General features: G+C 59.2%; 13 protein-coding genes and 2 pseudogenes. 8 read left to right on the top strand and 7 right to left on the bottom strand.

Annotation, left to right across the window (positions count from 1 at the left end; all coding sequences use genetic code 11):
• Positions 1–132: 132 nt before the first annotated feature.
• Positions 133–1415, top strand: a pseudogene (locus NKI38_RS06805) (multidrug effflux MFS transporter).
• On the opposite strand, the gene NKI38_RS06800 reads toward NKI38_RS06805, so the two are convergent.
• The 7 genes from NKI38_RS06800 to NKI38_RS06770 form a co-directional block, all read right to left on the bottom strand.
• The gene (locus NKI38_RS06800) at positions 1412–1819 is read right to left on the bottom strand and encodes a UCP034077 family protein (protein WP_352655833.1); all 408 of its coding nucleotides are present in this window, start codon (positions 1817–1819) and stop codon (positions 1412–1414) included. The pseudogene NKI38_RS06805 and the gene NKI38_RS06800 sit on opposite strands and share 4 nt — an antisense overlap.
• A gap of 84 nt (positions 1820–1903) precedes the next feature.
• Positions 1904–2731 carry an inositol monophosphatase family protein gene (locus tag NKI38_RS06795; RefSeq protein ID WP_352655831.1) on the bottom strand — a complete coding sequence of 276 codons (828 nt, stop codon included), beginning with the start codon at positions 2729–2731 and terminating at the stop codon, positions 1904–1906.
• Positions 2721–3608, bottom strand: coding sequence for a tRNA 2-thiocytidine(32) synthetase TtcA (gene ttcA / locus NKI38_RS06790; RefSeq protein ID WP_352655830.1), 888 nt, complete (start codon positions 3606–3608; stop codon positions 2721–2723). The genes NKI38_RS06795 and ttcA overlap by 11 nt, the downstream gene beginning before the upstream one ends.
• A gap of 155 nt (positions 3609–3763) precedes the next feature.
• Complete coding sequence (gene rpsD, locus NKI38_RS06785) at positions 3764–4381, bottom strand: 30S ribosomal protein S4 (protein WP_352655828.1); 618 nt, start codon at positions 4379–4381, stop codon at positions 3764–3766.
• A 712-nt stretch (positions 4382–5093) separates the two neighbouring features.
• On the bottom strand, positions 5094–5282 hold the full coding sequence (locus NKI38_RS06780; protein ID WP_352629169.1) for a DUF3008 family protein: 189 nt from the start codon (positions 5280–5282) through the stop codon (positions 5094–5096).
• 67 nt (positions 5283–5349) lie between these two features.
• Complete coding sequence (gene murI, locus NKI38_RS06775; protein ID WP_352655826.1) at positions 5350–6138, bottom strand: glutamate racemase; 789 nt, start codon at positions 6136–6138, stop codon at positions 5350–5352.
• Positions 6131–7051, bottom strand: coding sequence for an RNA methyltransferase (locus NKI38_RS06770; RefSeq protein WP_352655824.1), 921 nt, complete (start codon positions 7049–7051; stop codon positions 6131–6133). The genes murI and NKI38_RS06770 overlap by 8 nt, the downstream gene beginning before the upstream one ends.
• Before the next feature lie 562 nt (positions 7052–7613).
• Here NKI38_RS06770 and NKI38_RS06765 point away from each other — a divergent pair.
• The 7 genes and pseudogenes from NKI38_RS06765 (at position 7614) to NKI38_RS06735 (ending at position 14565) form a co-directional block, all read left to right on the top strand.
• Positions 7614–8381 (top strand): right-handed parallel beta-helix repeat-containing protein, encoded by a 768-nt coding sequence (locus NKI38_RS06765; protein ID WP_352655822.1) that lies wholly within the window; start codon positions 7614–7616, stop codon positions 8379–8381.
• 456 nt (positions 8382–8837) lie between these two features.
• A complete protein-coding gene (locus NKI38_RS06760) occupies positions 8838–9956 on the top strand; it encodes a DegT/DnrJ/EryC1/StrS family aminotransferase (RefSeq protein ID WP_352655820.1) in 1119 nt (372 codons plus the stop codon).
• Complete coding sequence (locus tag NKI38_RS06755) at positions 9940–10947, top strand: hypothetical protein (RefSeq protein WP_352655818.1); 1008 nt, start codon at positions 9940–9942, stop codon at positions 10945–10947. Before NKI38_RS06760 ends, NKI38_RS06755 begins: the two co-directional genes overlap by 17 nt.
• 825 nt (positions 10948–11772) lie before the next feature.
• The gene (locus NKI38_RS06750; RefSeq protein WP_352655816.1) at positions 11773–12984 is read left to right on the top strand and encodes an NADP-dependent isocitrate dehydrogenase; all 1212 of its coding nucleotides are present in this window, start codon (positions 11773–11775) and stop codon (positions 12982–12984) included.
• A 144-nt stretch (positions 12985–13128) separates the two neighbouring features.
• Positions 13129–13311 carry a hypothetical protein gene (locus tag NKI38_RS06745; RefSeq protein ID WP_352655814.1) on the top strand — a complete coding sequence of 61 codons (183 nt, stop codon included), beginning with the start codon at positions 13129–13131 and terminating at the stop codon, positions 13309–13311.
• Between the two features lie 12 nt (positions 13312–13323).
• Positions 13324–13964: pseudogene (locus NKI38_RS06740) on the top strand (glutathione S-transferase family protein).
• A 19-nt stretch (positions 13965–13983) separates the two neighbouring features.
• Entirely contained in the window at positions 13984–14565 is a 582-nt protein-coding gene (locus NKI38_RS06735) for a demethoxyubiquinone hydroxylase family protein (RefSeq protein ID WP_352655812.1), read from the top strand.
• The last annotated feature ends 2 nt before the right edge of the window (positions 14566–14567 follow it).

Below are 14567 nucleotides of genomic sequence, written 5' to 3'. Positions count from 1 at the left end.
CGCCTAAAACCGCAGCACGGTTTTGGGCGACGTGCATGAAACGCCAGGGCAGCCCCACCTCGGCAATTTTATGTCCTGAACTCAGGACCGAGACGAGCCAATGCGCCGGCCCGCCGGCGCATTTTCGTTTGAATGATCGGACTTGCCGTGGACCAGCAAAAATCAGCGCCGCAATCGGCAAGCAAACTGCCTATTCCACGCTGGGAGTTCATCGCGCTGTGCGCCGCGCTGATGGCGCTGAACTCGCTGGCCATCGACATCATGCTGCCGGCTCTGCAGCAGATCGGCGCGTCGCTTGGCGTCGAAAATGAAAACCACCGGCAGTACGTCATAACGGCCTACATCCTGGGCTTCGGCGGCGGCCAGCTGTTCTTCGGGCCGATCTCGGATCGCTTCGGCCGCCGCGCACCGCTTGTCGCCGGGCTGGTGACTATGTCGCCGCGGCTGCGGCGGCCGCCGTTGCACCAAGCTTTGAAACACTTCTCTTGTGCCGGGCCGTGCAAGGCATCGGTGCTGCCGCCACCCGCGTCATCGCCGTCTCGATCGTGCGCGATACATTCGACGGCCGGCGCATGGCCGAGGTGATGTCGCTGATCTTCATGGTGTTCATGGCGATCCCGGTCATTGCTCCCGGCATCGGCCAATTTATCATGCTGTTTGCGACCTGGCACTGGATCTTCGTCGCCATGGCCGCCGGTGCGCTCATTGTGTCGGCCTGGTCGCTGCTGCGCCTGCCTGAAACATTGCATCCCGAATATCGCCGGCCGCTGACCGTCAACTCCATCCTCGGCGGGTTTCGCATCGTGCTCACCAACCGCGTTGCGATCTGCTATGCCTTCGCCAGCACCTTCATTTTCGGCGCCATGTTCGGCTTCATCGCCTCGGCGCAGCAGATCTATGTCGACATATTCAATGTCGGCGAGATGTTCCCGGTCATCTTCGCCGGGGTTGCGGGCGTGCTTGCTTTCTCCAACTTCCTGAACTCGCGCCTTGTCGGCCGTATCGGCATGCGCCGCCTGTCGCAGAGCGCGCTGCTGTTGTTCCTGGTCATCAGCCTCGCTTGGCTGGTCGTTTCGCTGGAAATGAAGATGCCGCTCTGGCTGTTCATCACCTTCTTCGCCTGCGCAATGCTCCCGTTCGGCGCGCTCGGGGCGAATTTCAACGCGCTGGCCATGGAGCCGCTCGGCCAACTGGCCGGCACGGCATCGTCCATCCTGGGTTTCATGCAGACTTTTTTGGGCGGCATTCTCGGCACGCTGATCGGCCAGGCGTTCAACGGCACGGTGACGCCGCTGGCCGCCGGCTTCTGCAGCGTCTCGGTCGCAGCGCTGCTGATGATTTTCATCGCCGAGCGCGGCAAGATGTTCCAGCCGCAGAACCCGCCCGTCTCTGGGCACATCACCGACTTGCATTAGGACGCACCCTCAAGGGCTGCCGTGAAGCGAGGGGCAAGCATACGCCCCGCGATGGCTTCGCCCATGCTGTCCGAAAAGGGCAATGGCAGGGCGTCGTCGAGTGCCCTGAGGATTGAAGCCACGAAGGCCCGGCTGAGCTGGGCATCGGTCCCCAGATCGGAGTACGTGGCGCGAGGCTTGCCAATCAGTGTGCCGTTGCGACGAAGCGAGAACCGCAGCGTCAGGGACATGCCGGCGGTTCCGGGCGGCGGCTTCCAACAGGCGTAGATTGCGTCGGACATCTCCTTTATCGTGTCGACGGGATCGGGACTGCGACAGGTGCGCTCTTGGGATCTTGCCTCGTTGGAGCTGGCAAACAAGGCGGCGGCAAGAGCCGCCGCGACAATTGCGAACCGAAGTTTCATTCGAGACCCTCCGGATCTGCGTGAGATTGCAACGCTCCTTCAGCCGGACACCGCCGGTTCGGACACTGGCCGCAGGACCTGATCCTATTGCGCCCAGAGTTCGCGGCGCAATTCCTGCCAGCTTTCCCGATCGGGCGCGACAAGCAGGCCGCCGCCGACATGCGAGGGCAGATAGGCGCTGCCATCGAAACGCGCGACATGACCACCGGCCTCGGTATGGATCAGCACACCGGCCAGATGGTCCCACGGCATCAGCTTGTTGTAGACGACGAAGTGGGCATGGCCGCTCGCCAGCAGGCGGTATTCGTGCGCCGCGCAGCGATAGGCGAATTGCGACAGGATCTTCGTCTGGTTGCGCGCCAGCCGCGACCGCTCCGGCTCGGGCATGTATTGCCAGGAGACCGAGCCGGTCATTTCCGAGATCGGCACGGGTGCCGCGACATGCACCTTCTCGATGCTGCCATGCGCATGCCGGATGTGGCTGCCGGCGCCCCTGGCGCCGATCAGCCAGTCCTTGCCGACCGGATCGTGGATGATGCCGGCGACGGTCTCGCCCTTGACCACGACCGCCAGCATGACGCCGAACAGCGGCACGCCGGAGGCGAAGTTGAAAGTGCCGTCCACCGGGTCGATGACGAAAGCCAGATCGGCCTCGCCCAGACCCTCAAGCAGCGCTGGATCGTCGGAACAGGCCTCCTCGCCGACGACCATCGCCGAGGGGTAGCGCTCGCGCAGCCTGGCGGTGATGAGCCGCTCGGCACTGACGTCGGCTTCCGTCACCAGGTCGGCGGCAGAGGTCTTCTGGCGGATGTCGCCTTCGCCCAGCCGGCGGAAGCGCGGCATGATTTCGGCTTTTGCGGCGTCGGACAGAAGGCCAGCGAGCCAGTCGATCGCGGTGTCGTCAAATGTCATCGGCTTGCCTTGTGGTCAGGATCTCATTGAGCGCCGCGAAATCGAACAGTTTTCTGTCGAGCAGATGCGATGGCCTGCTGTTCGACAGCGCGCGCAGCATCGTGTCCTTGCGGCCGGGCATGCGCTTTTCCAAGTCCTCGAGCATGGCCTTCATGGCGTTGCGCTGAAGACCTTCCTGGCTGCCGCAGAGATCGCAGGGAATGATCGGGAATTGCATCGCGGCAGCGAATTTTTCGAGATCGACCTCGACGCAGTAGCTCAGCGGCCGCAGCACCATGACGTCACCGTCGTCGTTGAGCAGTTTTGGCGGCATGGCGGCGAGACGGCCGCCATGGAACAGGTTCATGAAGAAGGTTTCGAGAATGTCCTCGCGATGGTGGCCGAGCACCAGCGCAGAGCACCCCTCCTCGCGCGCAATGCGGTAGAGATGGCCGCGCCTGAGCCGCGAACACAGCGAGCAATAGGTGCTGCCCTGAGGCAGCTTGTCGGTGACGACGGAATAGGTGTCCTGATATTCGATCCGGTGCGCAATGCCGTATCTGTCGAGATAATCCGGCAGGATGTGTTTGGGAAAATTCGGCTGGCCCTGGTCAAGGTTGCAGGCCAGCAATTCGACCGGCAGCAGCCCGCGCCATTTGAGGTCGAGCAGCACGGCGAGCAGGCCGTAGGAATCCTTGCCGCCCGACAGGGCGACAAGCCAGCGCTGGCCGGGCTTCACCATCGAGAAATCCTCGATCGCCTGTCGGGTCAGCCGCAGCAGCCGTTTGCGCAATTTGTTGAACTCGACCGAGGACGGCACATCGGCAAACAGCGGATGAAAGCCGCCTTCGATGTCGCTGGCTGGTTCGAGCGATTCGGCGTCCGGCAGCATGTTCATGGCGTCAGTTCCAAAATCCGGGAGCAACGACGGTTCGGCACTTCGTTGCGCCCGGGATTAGCGGAGATGGCCGACAAAGAAAAGGCAGACAAAAGAAAAGGCCGCCTCGACGGGCGGCCTTTGCTTGGTATCTCAGCGCGAATGGAATTCGTCGCTTAGCGCGAATAGAATTCGACGACCAGGTTCGGTTCCATCTGCACTGCGAACGGAACGTCAGCCAGACCGGGGATGCGCGAGAAGGTCGCGACCATCTTGTTGTGATCGGCTTCGATATAGTCCGGCACGTCGCGCTCGGCGAGACCGACCGCTTCCAGAACGATGACCAGCTGCTTCGACTTTTCGCGGATTTCGACGACGTCGCCCGGCTTGCAGCGGTACGAGCCGATGTTGACGCGCTTGCCGTTGACGTTGATGTGGCCGTGGTTGACGAACTGACGGGCGGCGAAAATGGTCGGCACGAACTTGGCGCGGTAGACGACCGCGTCGAGACGCGATTCGAGCAGGCCGATCAGGTTCTCCGAGGTGTCGCCCTTGCGGCGGTCCGCCTCTTCATAGACCTTGCGGAACTGCTTTTCCGAAACGTCGCCATAGTGACCCTTCAGCTTCTGCTTGGCGCGCAGCTGCAGGCCGAAATCGGAAAGCTTGCCCTTGCGGCGCTGGCCATGCTGGCCGGGGCCGTATTCACGCTTGTTGACCGGGGACTTCGGGCGGCCCCAGATGTTTTCGCCAAGACGGCGGTCGATCTTGTACTTCGCGGATTCGCGCTTGCTCATCGCATTCCCTTTTCAAAACAACACACCCGGAGCCTCATGGTCCGGGTGAAGGAAACGCGCCCTCCTCTGGCCTCCGTTTTCGAGACCTGACAGGGTTTTCCCACGCAACGCGGCGGAAAACCCACGGGACACGTCATTTCAAACAAGATCGGAAACGATTAGGCTGTCTGATCTTGCGCATACAAAACAAACACCGGACATCGCTGCCCGGTGGTGGCGGCTGGTTAAACCGAGATTTAACCGGTGTCAAGCTTTTGCATGGCGCGGCGGAACGCGACTGTATACCGTCCCCGATGTCGATGCGATGCCGGATGTGGTGGGAGGTTGTGCGCCAACGGCACCAGGAAGTGACCGGAGCTAGAGGAGCATGACTAACATGAAGAAATTCTTCCTTACGTTGGCAGGTGCGGCGGTACTGGCCGGATCGATGGCAGTTGCACCAGAGCCGGCGGAGGCCAGGCATTGGCAGGGACACCGGTACCACCAGGTTTGCCGCATCGTGGTGAAGAAAAGGGTGGTCTGGCGGCACGGCCACAGACACGTCGTTCGTTACAAGGTGCGGCACTGCCGGGGGCGCTGGTAAGTTCCGGTTCGGCCTCAGGCGGCCACATCATCTCAAAGCCCGCGGTTTTGGCCGCGGGCTTTTTCATTCCGGCTCATGTTTCTTATGGACGAGCTTGTTATCGATGGCGAAGCGCGGATGCCCTGGTCCCTAATGTTTCGATTTCTTCTCCGGCAGGCTTTTGCGCTTCGTCTCGGCGAATTCCTCGAGCTGCTTTTCGCTCATCGATTCGTACATTCCCTTGGAAGCGCCTTGGAGTTCGCTCTTCTTCGTCTCGCCGCGCTTAGCCGACAAGGCTGCGCCGGCGGCCTTCTGCTGGGCTTTCGAGGTGGCTGGCATGGCTGTTTCTCCTTCATTGCCTGATTGCCTGAGGGAAAACGCGACGCGCCAACCAATGTTCCGGATGTCAGGCGACCGTCAGGCCAAAGCCCTGCATGAGCCGGCTGGTGGCGAAATCCACCTTGCCGGAGGTGAAGACGGCGATGTCAGGCTCACCCACCGGCAGCGGTCCGTCGACCGGTGCAAGCAGCGACATGGCGCGGCGGGCGATCGCTTCGGCCGGGTCGATCCAGTCGACCGGCCAGGGTGCGGTCTTGCGCATGCGATTGGCCAGGAACGGATAGTGCGTGCAGCCGAGCACTACGATATCGGTGCGGGCGCCGTCCTTCTCGACAAAGCATGGCGCGATCTCCTGGCGCACGATCTCCTCGTCGACGAACCCCTCGCGCATGTAAATCTCGGCCAGCGGTGCCAGCCGGTCCGAACCGACAAGCCGTACGTGGCATTTCTGCGCCCATTTGCTGATCAGGTCGCGCGTGTATTGGCGCTTGACCGTGCCGGGCGTCGCCAGCACCGAAACAAGCCCTGAGCGCGTACGCTCCGCCGCCGGCTTGATCGCCGGCACAGTACCGACAAAGGGGTGGCCGGGGAATTTCTCGCGCAGCGCGTCGATCACCAGCGTTGACGCCGTGTTGCAGGGGATAACCGAAATCTCGGGCTGGAATTTTTCCAGCAGCGCGCCGAACAGGCCAAGGATATGAGCGTTGAGCGCCGGTTCCTCCCAGGCGCCGTAAGGGAACGCGGCATCGTCGGCGACATAGACGAAGCGGCGATCGGGCATCAGCACGCGCGCCTCGCGCAGCACGGTCAGCCCGCCTATGCCCGAATCGAACATCAGGATCGGCCGCTCAGTCATTGTCGGTTCCCTTGCCGCCCAGCGGCGGCGTGTCATTGTCGTCGCCATTGGCGTCGGGCGCCCGGCACCCCATTTCCGCCTTGCGGGCGCGCGCGGCGGCCGCGGGCAAACGCCGTGGATCGTCGCCCGGGGAACCATCGCCGCGCGGCATCGCCGGCGAAAACCGGTCGAGCGACGAGATGATGCCGCGCAGCACCTTGAGCTCCGGTTCGGCAAAGCCGGGGCGTGTCAACACCGCGCGCAGATTGTCGACCATCTTCGGCTTCTTCGGTGCCGGCCTGAAATAGCCACGCGCTTCCAATGCGCCTTCCAGATAGGCGAACAGGCCGTGCAGCTCTTCCTTGCTTGCCGGCTTCATCTCCGGACCCGAAAAATTGGTCTTCGTCTCGTCTTCCAGGCCGGACTTCATCCATTCGTAGGACATCAGCAGCGCGGCCTGGGCGATGTTGAGCGAGGAGAAATCAGGATCGACCGGAAAGGTGACGATCTCGTCGGCAAGGCCGACCTCGTCATTGTAGAGGCCGAAGCGCTCTCGGCCCAACAGGATGCCGGTGCGCTGACCCATTGCGTGACGCGCCCGCAGCAGCCTGCCCGCCTCCACCGGCCCACGCACGGATTTGAAGCCGTCGCGCTGCCTGGCCGTGGTGGCGAAAACGAAATTCAGGTCGGCAAGGGCCGAGGCCAGATCATCGAAGACGGTGACGGCGTCGATGACATGGTCGGCGCGGCTGGCGGCGGCCCGCGCCTTCTCGCTCGGCCAGCCGTCACGAGGGTTGACCAGGCGCAACTCGACCAAGCCGAAATTGGCCATGGCGCGGGCGACCATGCCGATGTTCTCGCCGAGCTGCGGCTCGACGAGGATGATCGCCGGGCCGGTGGTCACGAGGCCGCGCTGAAAGTCCGTTCCTGCCATGTGTTCCAAGTGATTGCGCTACGAAGTCTCCGCGTCCTGCCATATCGATAAGGCTTTTTGAAGAGTTGTAGGCCGGTTGGCAGACAAATAGCATAGCGCGCACCTGCTGCTTCCCTTGTTTGCGTGAAGCCCGCGAAAATGACCATACGTGTCTAGGCAAACCAATCGTCGCATGGCGCATACAAAAATGATGAGACGTGGCCCTTCGGTGCCCACAACGGAAGACATCCGATCTTATTTACTGCCTTGCCCCGCCACCCTGCATCCCAAACCGCCGACAAATGTACCGTCCCATGCTCACTGTCGGCATTGACGATGTTTCGCATTCCCAGAAATCGTCTACGATCAGAATGCACATTTATTTACGATGACGCAGCGCGTCACTGGAAAACCAAATTAGAACGCGGTAATATCCAACCCGCTTGGGGTTCAATGTTTATCGATGAATGGTATTGGAAGGCGGAGTGCGTCTTGCACGCTCCCGTCATTTGTTTGCTCCCCAAGCATATCGACACGGGTTTCAACGGCCGACGAGGCGTTGGCCATATCTCAGGAGGGGCAAATGAACGTCATACGATTTTTCCTTTCACTCGCTGTGTTGCTTCTGGCGTCAGCCTTCATGGCTGCACCGGCTTCTGCACAAGCGACAAGAACGTGGGTTTCCGGCGTTGGTGACGACGCCAATCCGTGCAGCCGAACAGCGCCTTGCAAGACCTTTGCCGGCGCGATTTCCAAGACAGCCGCAGGCGGAGAGATCAACGTACTCGATCCAGGCGGCTTTGGCGGCGTGACGATTACAAAGTCCATCACGATTCGATCCGATCATATCGAGGCAGGCGTACTCGTCTCAGGGACCAACGCGATTATTGTCAATGCTGGAGCCACCGGCAAAGTGGTGTTAGAGGGGCTCGACATTGAAGGCCTCGGGACAGGTCTTAATGGCGTGAACATCCTCAGCGGGCAGGCCGTCTACATCATTCGATGCGATATCCGACACTTCACGCAAAATGGTGTCAACTCCATCAGTAGCACGGCGGGAGCGAGGGTCTTTATCCAAGACTCGACCATCAACCAGAATGGCGGAGGTGTGAATGTGCAAGGCAATGGCGTCGGGAACATTGCAGCTCTGAACAAAGTTCTTGTCGACGGCAACACGACTTTTGCAATTCAGGCCACCAACGCCGGCAATGTTCTGGCGGTAGCAAATAGCGTGCTCAATGGAAGCCCTAGCGCAATAATTCTAACCGGCGGCGCAACTGCAACTTCGTTCGGCCCAAGCAATGTTGTTTCGGGAGCGGGCGCGTTCACAACGACGACCCCATTTAAGTAGACGATTCGAGGCGGCCAGCTCCACCGGCCTTTTTAGCTTCACGCGCCATGCGTTGTCGCGCAAAGGGCTTTAGACGCTGTGACCCTGTGAAACGAGTTTGACATTTGCATCCCGGTCGACATAAATCGCGGCGCAAATGTCAAACTCAAGGGTCCACTATGCATGTCGCGCAAAAGTGACCCCGGGTAACGACATGCATCAAGCAATGCCCTAGAGCGCGGTGTCTGAATCTGTTTCAACGCGACGCGCTTTGGAAAAATCATAAAGTTGCGAGTGGTCCTCACCATTCTAAATTTCGCTTCGATGGCCGGTATGAGGGGATGCGAACGTTGGAATGGGACCGCAGGCCAAGGGTGAACCAGTGACCTTGGCGCGCTGCTCATCGATCAACTGCCGGCCTACAGATGGAACTGCTTTGGATCAGCCGACTGAAGGTGCCGGACGCCTGCGCGCCACATGACGATCAAAATTAAGTCGCCCTACAGGCATCGCTCCGTTGTTCCAGATTTACCGACTCCGTCCGAGTATTCGGCGTTGCTCGATGAGATCACGGCGAACGGCTGGTACTCCAATTTCGGCCCACTTGTACGTCGATTGGAACTCGGCTTGTTGGATACTTTCGGCAGACCAACCGAGTGCTGTGTTTCGTGCTCAAGCGCAACGACCGGCTTGTCGGCGGCGTTGTTGGCAGCTGATGTAACCGGTGCAGTTCTGGTCCCGGCGTTTACGTTTGCTGCATCGTTGGGAGCAATACGAGCGGCGGGAATGACGCCCGTGGTCGTCGACGTCGATCCTGAAAGTTGGGTGATAGACAACGATCTCCTCCATCAGGCGCTGACCGAGACAGGCGCTCGCGCCGTCATGTTGGTGGCGCCGTTCGGAATTGCATACGACTGGACAAAGGAAATAGCCGCGTGCAGGGAGCACGGGGCCGCAGTCATCATCGACAACGCATCGGGGCTTGGCGGCCCCCGCGCGCTTCATGGGAATGGCGAGAACATTTTCGAAGTTTTCTCGATGCATGCGACCAAACCCTTCGCGATTGGGGAAGGTGGCGCGATCTTTGCGAGTCTAAAATCAGATATGCCGCTGCGGGCCGCACTTAATTTTGGCCTTGCATCTTACCAAAACGCGCACGGTCCCTTCTGGGGCTTTAATGGAAAGATGTCCGAGTTACATGCCGCTGTCGGCCTCGCCCAACTCGCGCGTTTCGATAGAATTGTTCGCCAACGCCAAGCCTATGTTCGTCGCTATCTGGCTCGACTCGCAACCTATTCCAACCTTCGCTATCCTTTGGATTCGGAGGCGGCGTCCTGGCAGCTCTTTCCCATCCTAATGCCAACCCCGCAGATCGCGGAGCGCTTTGTCGCGACAGCGGCAAACGAGGGTCTCGAGATCCGCCGCTACTATCGCCCCAGTCTTTCCGAATGGCCTTCAACGCGAATCTTCAGCCCATGCAGAGTTGCCGAAGATCTCGCTGAAAGGATGTGCGCGCTTCCAGTTCGCTCCGCTCAACCAGATGCAGACCTGATCATGAAAATCGTATTTGAGGCACTCGATGTCGCACTTGATTGATCCCTCAGCGGGCAGCCATGTCCGCAACTTGCTTGTCGACACGCCGAAGGCCGCAAAAACTGTTGAGTTCAGAATACCGATCTCGCCGACACAGATTTTCTTCTCTCAAGTGCGGTTCTTCAATTTCGCACTCCGGCGGTTTTCCGATCGGAGGTATCGCGATGCCCGCCTGTCGATTACGGTGGGCGACCGATGCGATCTCGATGCGGTGCGGCGCGAAAACCGATGGAGCGAGAATTTCAACATCAATTGGGAACGAACACCCGATGATGTTTTTGCAGATTTCCATTGGGCCGGAACAGCTATCTGGCGTTTTTGTACGCCAGCCACTGCGGATGTTGTCGTACATTGCGATGCCGACACCGTGTTACTTCGTGACATCGATCCACTCGTGGACGAATTTACTTCGTACGCGCCTACAGTAAAAGGACATATGGCGCATTTTCCGCCGGGTCTTGGCGCTAACCCTATTGTCCCTCAATCGCATAGTGCTGATTTTTGGCCAGCCCTGTTCCGGATATTCAGTTTGCCTTGGCCGGCCAAAACTTATCGTTATTCAATCGACCCCGATCTCCACCTTCCAATCTCGCCGCCCTATTTCAATCTGGGGTTCGTGGCCATGAATCCGAAGGCCCAAGATATTCTAGCAACCGAGATATGGGCGACGATGCGTAGTCTGACCGACGCCATCGGCGATAGTTACTTTAAATGTCAGATTGCGCTTACACTCGCTGCACATCAAACAGGATGTATCGTTGACGTCCTGCCTGCGGAGTACAACGCAGCCAACGACCTTACGCATCTCAACGCGAACAAACTAACGGCGGACAAAATTCGTGTTCTACATTTCCTCCGGAACGACGAAATCGATCGCCGCGAACTGCAGCCTGCTCTCATTGACGATATGCTTGCGCGCAATTTGGTCAATCCTGCGAATATTGTCTGGCAAGACCTGGTTCGCGAATACCGGAATTTGAACAGAAACATCTAAATCGAGCTTGATATGCCTTTTGGGCTGAACAGCGATTTTCTTACACGAGAACAACTAGAAAATTTAGGATTTTCGAAAATTGGCGATGACGTTCTGATTCACAGAACGGCTGTTATTGTTGATTGCTCTCGAATATCTCTTGGCTCACGAGTAAGGATCGATCCATTCGTCGTTATTTCTAATCGGGGCGGGGTGAAGTTCGGGAACAACATCCACATAGGCAGCCACTCGGTGTTGGCAGGCGCTGGCGAGATACGACTAGGAGATTTCGTCAACATATCTCACTACGTGGGCATATACACATCAAACGAGGACACTAGCGGGAGGACATTGAGCCATCCTACTGTTCCAGGTGGTGGTGCCCGTTCGGCGTCGATCATCTTTGGCCGTCATTCAGCCGTTGGCCATGGGAGCATGGTCCTCCCCGGAGCTCGATTCGATGAAGGGTCGATACTGGGAGCCATGTCGCGAATCAGCAGGCCGATGAAAGCTTGGACGAACTATGTCGGTGTCCCTGCTCGGCGGATGACAGAGCGTCGACGGGATACGCTGGCTTTTGAAGAAGAATATTTAGCTTCGCTACAAACACCGTGATTATCGGCCGCCGTGCAAGTATGTCGGCCCTGTTTCCAAAGGTCGTAAATGCGCTGACGCTGGTTCACGGTATTCAAAGAGCGCCCGCTCACGAACAACAAGACAAGCGTCACAGAACTGTAGTCGAGGACAGGTGAGAACGAGCCTTCGGTGAGCCCTTGGCGTCTGGCCATTGCCTTTGCTATAGGCCGATATCTCACCTGCGTCCCGTAGTAGCGAAAGGCTTCCCCAATGCCAAAAATCAAAGTCGAAAACCCGGTCGTCGAACTCGACGGCGACGAGATGACCCGCATCATCTGGCAGTTCATCAAGGACAAGCTGATCCACCCTTATCTCGACCTGAAGCTCGAATATTACGACCTCGGCATCGAGCATCGTGACGCCACCAACGACCAGGTGACCATCGATTCGGCGAACGCCATCAAGAAATACGGCGTCGGCGTGAAATGTGCGACGATCACCCCCGACGAACAGCGCGTCGAGGAATTCAAGCTGAAGAAGATGTGGAAGTCGCCGAACGGCACCATCCGCAACATCCTCGGCGGCACGATCTTCCGCGAACCGATCATCATGAAGAACGTGCCGCGCCTGGTGCCCGGCTGGACCAAGCCGATCATCGTCGGCCGTCATGCCTTCGGCGACCAGTACCGTGCCACCGACTTCCGCTTTCCCGGCAAGGGCAAGCTGACGATCAAGTTCGTCGGCGAGGACGGCAAGGTGATCGAGCATGACGTCTACGACGCACCGGGCGCCGGCGTCGCCATGGCCATGTACAATCTGGACGACTCGATCCGCGAATTTGCCCGCGCGTCGCTGAACTACGGCTTGCTGCGCAACTATCCGGTCTATCTGTCGACCAAGAACACCATCCTCAAGGCCTATGACGGCCGCTTCAAGGACATTTTCCAGGAAGTCTACGAGGCGGAATTCGAAGCCGAGTTCAAGTCGAAGAAGCTGTGGTACGAGCACCGGCTGATCGACGACATGGTGGCTTCCAGCCTGAAATGGTCGGGCGGCTATGTCTGGGCCTGCAAGAACTATGACGGCGACGTCCAGTCCGACACGGTGGCGCAAGGTTTTGGCTCGCTCGGCCTGATGACATCGGTGCTGATGACGCCGGACGGCAAGACAGTGGAAGCCGAAGCCGCGCACGGCACCGTCACGCGTCACTACCGCCAGCACCAGAAGGGCGAGGAAACCTCGACCAATTCGATCGCCTCGATCTTCGCCTGGACGCGCGGCCTCGCCCACCGCGCCAAGCTCGACGACAATGCCGAACTGAAGCGCTTTGCCGAGACGCTGGAAAAAATCTGCATCCAGACCGTCGAATCCGGCTTCATGACCAAGGACCTGTCGCTGCTGATCGGCCCCGACCAGCCCTGGCTTTCGACCACTGGTTTCCTCGACAAGATCGACGAGAACCTACAGAAGGCGATGGCCTAAAGCATGTCGCCCAAGCTTACCTCGATCTTGATCTGGGTGCTCAGCAGTATTAAATTCAAGATAAAGAATTGAGGCGTATGGAGTGGTGACTTGTCATCCACGGATGGGCATGACTAAAATCTAAGCTAAAAAGGTGGATGTAAAATGGCCATGTGGTTCGATCAGCAAGAACGGCTTAAGACTGCCAAGGGCAAAGAGCTTTTGGATTCCATGCCGAAGTATGAGGGGCAACCTGCAAATGTCGCTCCCGCGCCGACGGACCTTGGAGGCAAGATCACGCTCGTCATCGGGGAAGATGGAAAGCCCGTTGCAAAGATAAAAGAGTAGATCGTTACCCCCATCGGTCATAGGTTCAACACCACATCGTCGGGCAAGCCTGTTGTTTACGGGGCGGATTACAGCGTCTATGTGCGCATCGTCTGCCTCGTGCTCGCGGAGAAAGGCATCGACTACGCGCTTGTGCCGGTCGATGTCTTTGCCACTGATGGTATTCCCGCCTGGTATTTCGAGCACCACCCGTTCGGCCGCATCCCTACGTTCGAGCATGATGGGTTTCGGCTCTTCGAGACGAGCGCGATTGCCAGATATGTCGACGAGGGTTTTGACGGGCCGGCCTTGCAGCCGAAGGATCCTCGCGGCCGCGCAACCATGAACCAGATCATCGCATGCTCGATGCCTATGGCTACCGCGCCATGGTCTGGGACGTTGCCGTCGAGCGGCTGGAGAAGGCTGAGCCGGACGAGACCTTGGTCGCTGCTGGCCTGAGCCAGGCAGAGACCGTGCTGAAAGTGCTAACCTCGCTGAAGGTAAATGGACCTTGGCTGCTCGGCGACCAGCTCACGCTGGCCGACCTGCACGCGGCACCCATCATCGCCTATTTCCTCAAGGTCACTGAGGGGCAAAAATTGCTCGCAGAATTTGCCGACATCCAGGCCTGGTGGGACCGCATCGCAAAACGTCCGAGCTTGGCAGCCGGTTGAGAGGTATTCAGGCACGCCCATGGCTGACCTTTCTCACCAGGACGCGCTCACCGTTGCCAGAATAGTCAGGGTCAACCACGCCGGCGAGTTCGGCGCGATCAGAATCTATTCGGCGCAGATTCTTGTCGCCAAGCGCTTTTGGCCGGATTGCGTGCCATCATTATCGGAGATGCTCGGGCACGAGCGCGTTCATTGCGCCGCGTTTCGCGCCGCCATGCCGAGCCGGCAGTCGCGACCGTGCCGGGTGATGCAATTCTGGAGCTGGGGCGGCTGGCTGCTGGGTTTTGTGACCGCCCTGCTCGATCCGCAAGGCATCTGGGCCTGTACCGCAGCCGTGGAAGCAGCAGTGCACCGTCATCTCGACGATCAGCTTTTCTTTCTGGCCAACCGTGATCGCGAATTGCACGGCGTCATCCTGGCGATCCGTGAGGAAGAGCTTGCGCATCTCCATCACGCCGAAGAGCAGCTGAAATCGCCCGGCCCGGCGCTGAGCCTTCTGCGGTGGCTGGTTTCGATCGCCACCGACGTCCTGATCTGGCTGTCCACCTGGGGCGATTCCAACAGAATGACGCGCGCGCTGAAGGCTGCAAAGCAGGCCTAGGC

The organism is Mesorhizobium sp. M0621 (assembly GCF_040320745.1).
GTDB lineage: Bacteria > Pseudomonadota > Alphaproteobacteria > Rhizobiales > Rhizobiaceae > Mesorhizobium.
This window is presented reverse-complemented; position numbering and strand designations above follow the sequence as displayed.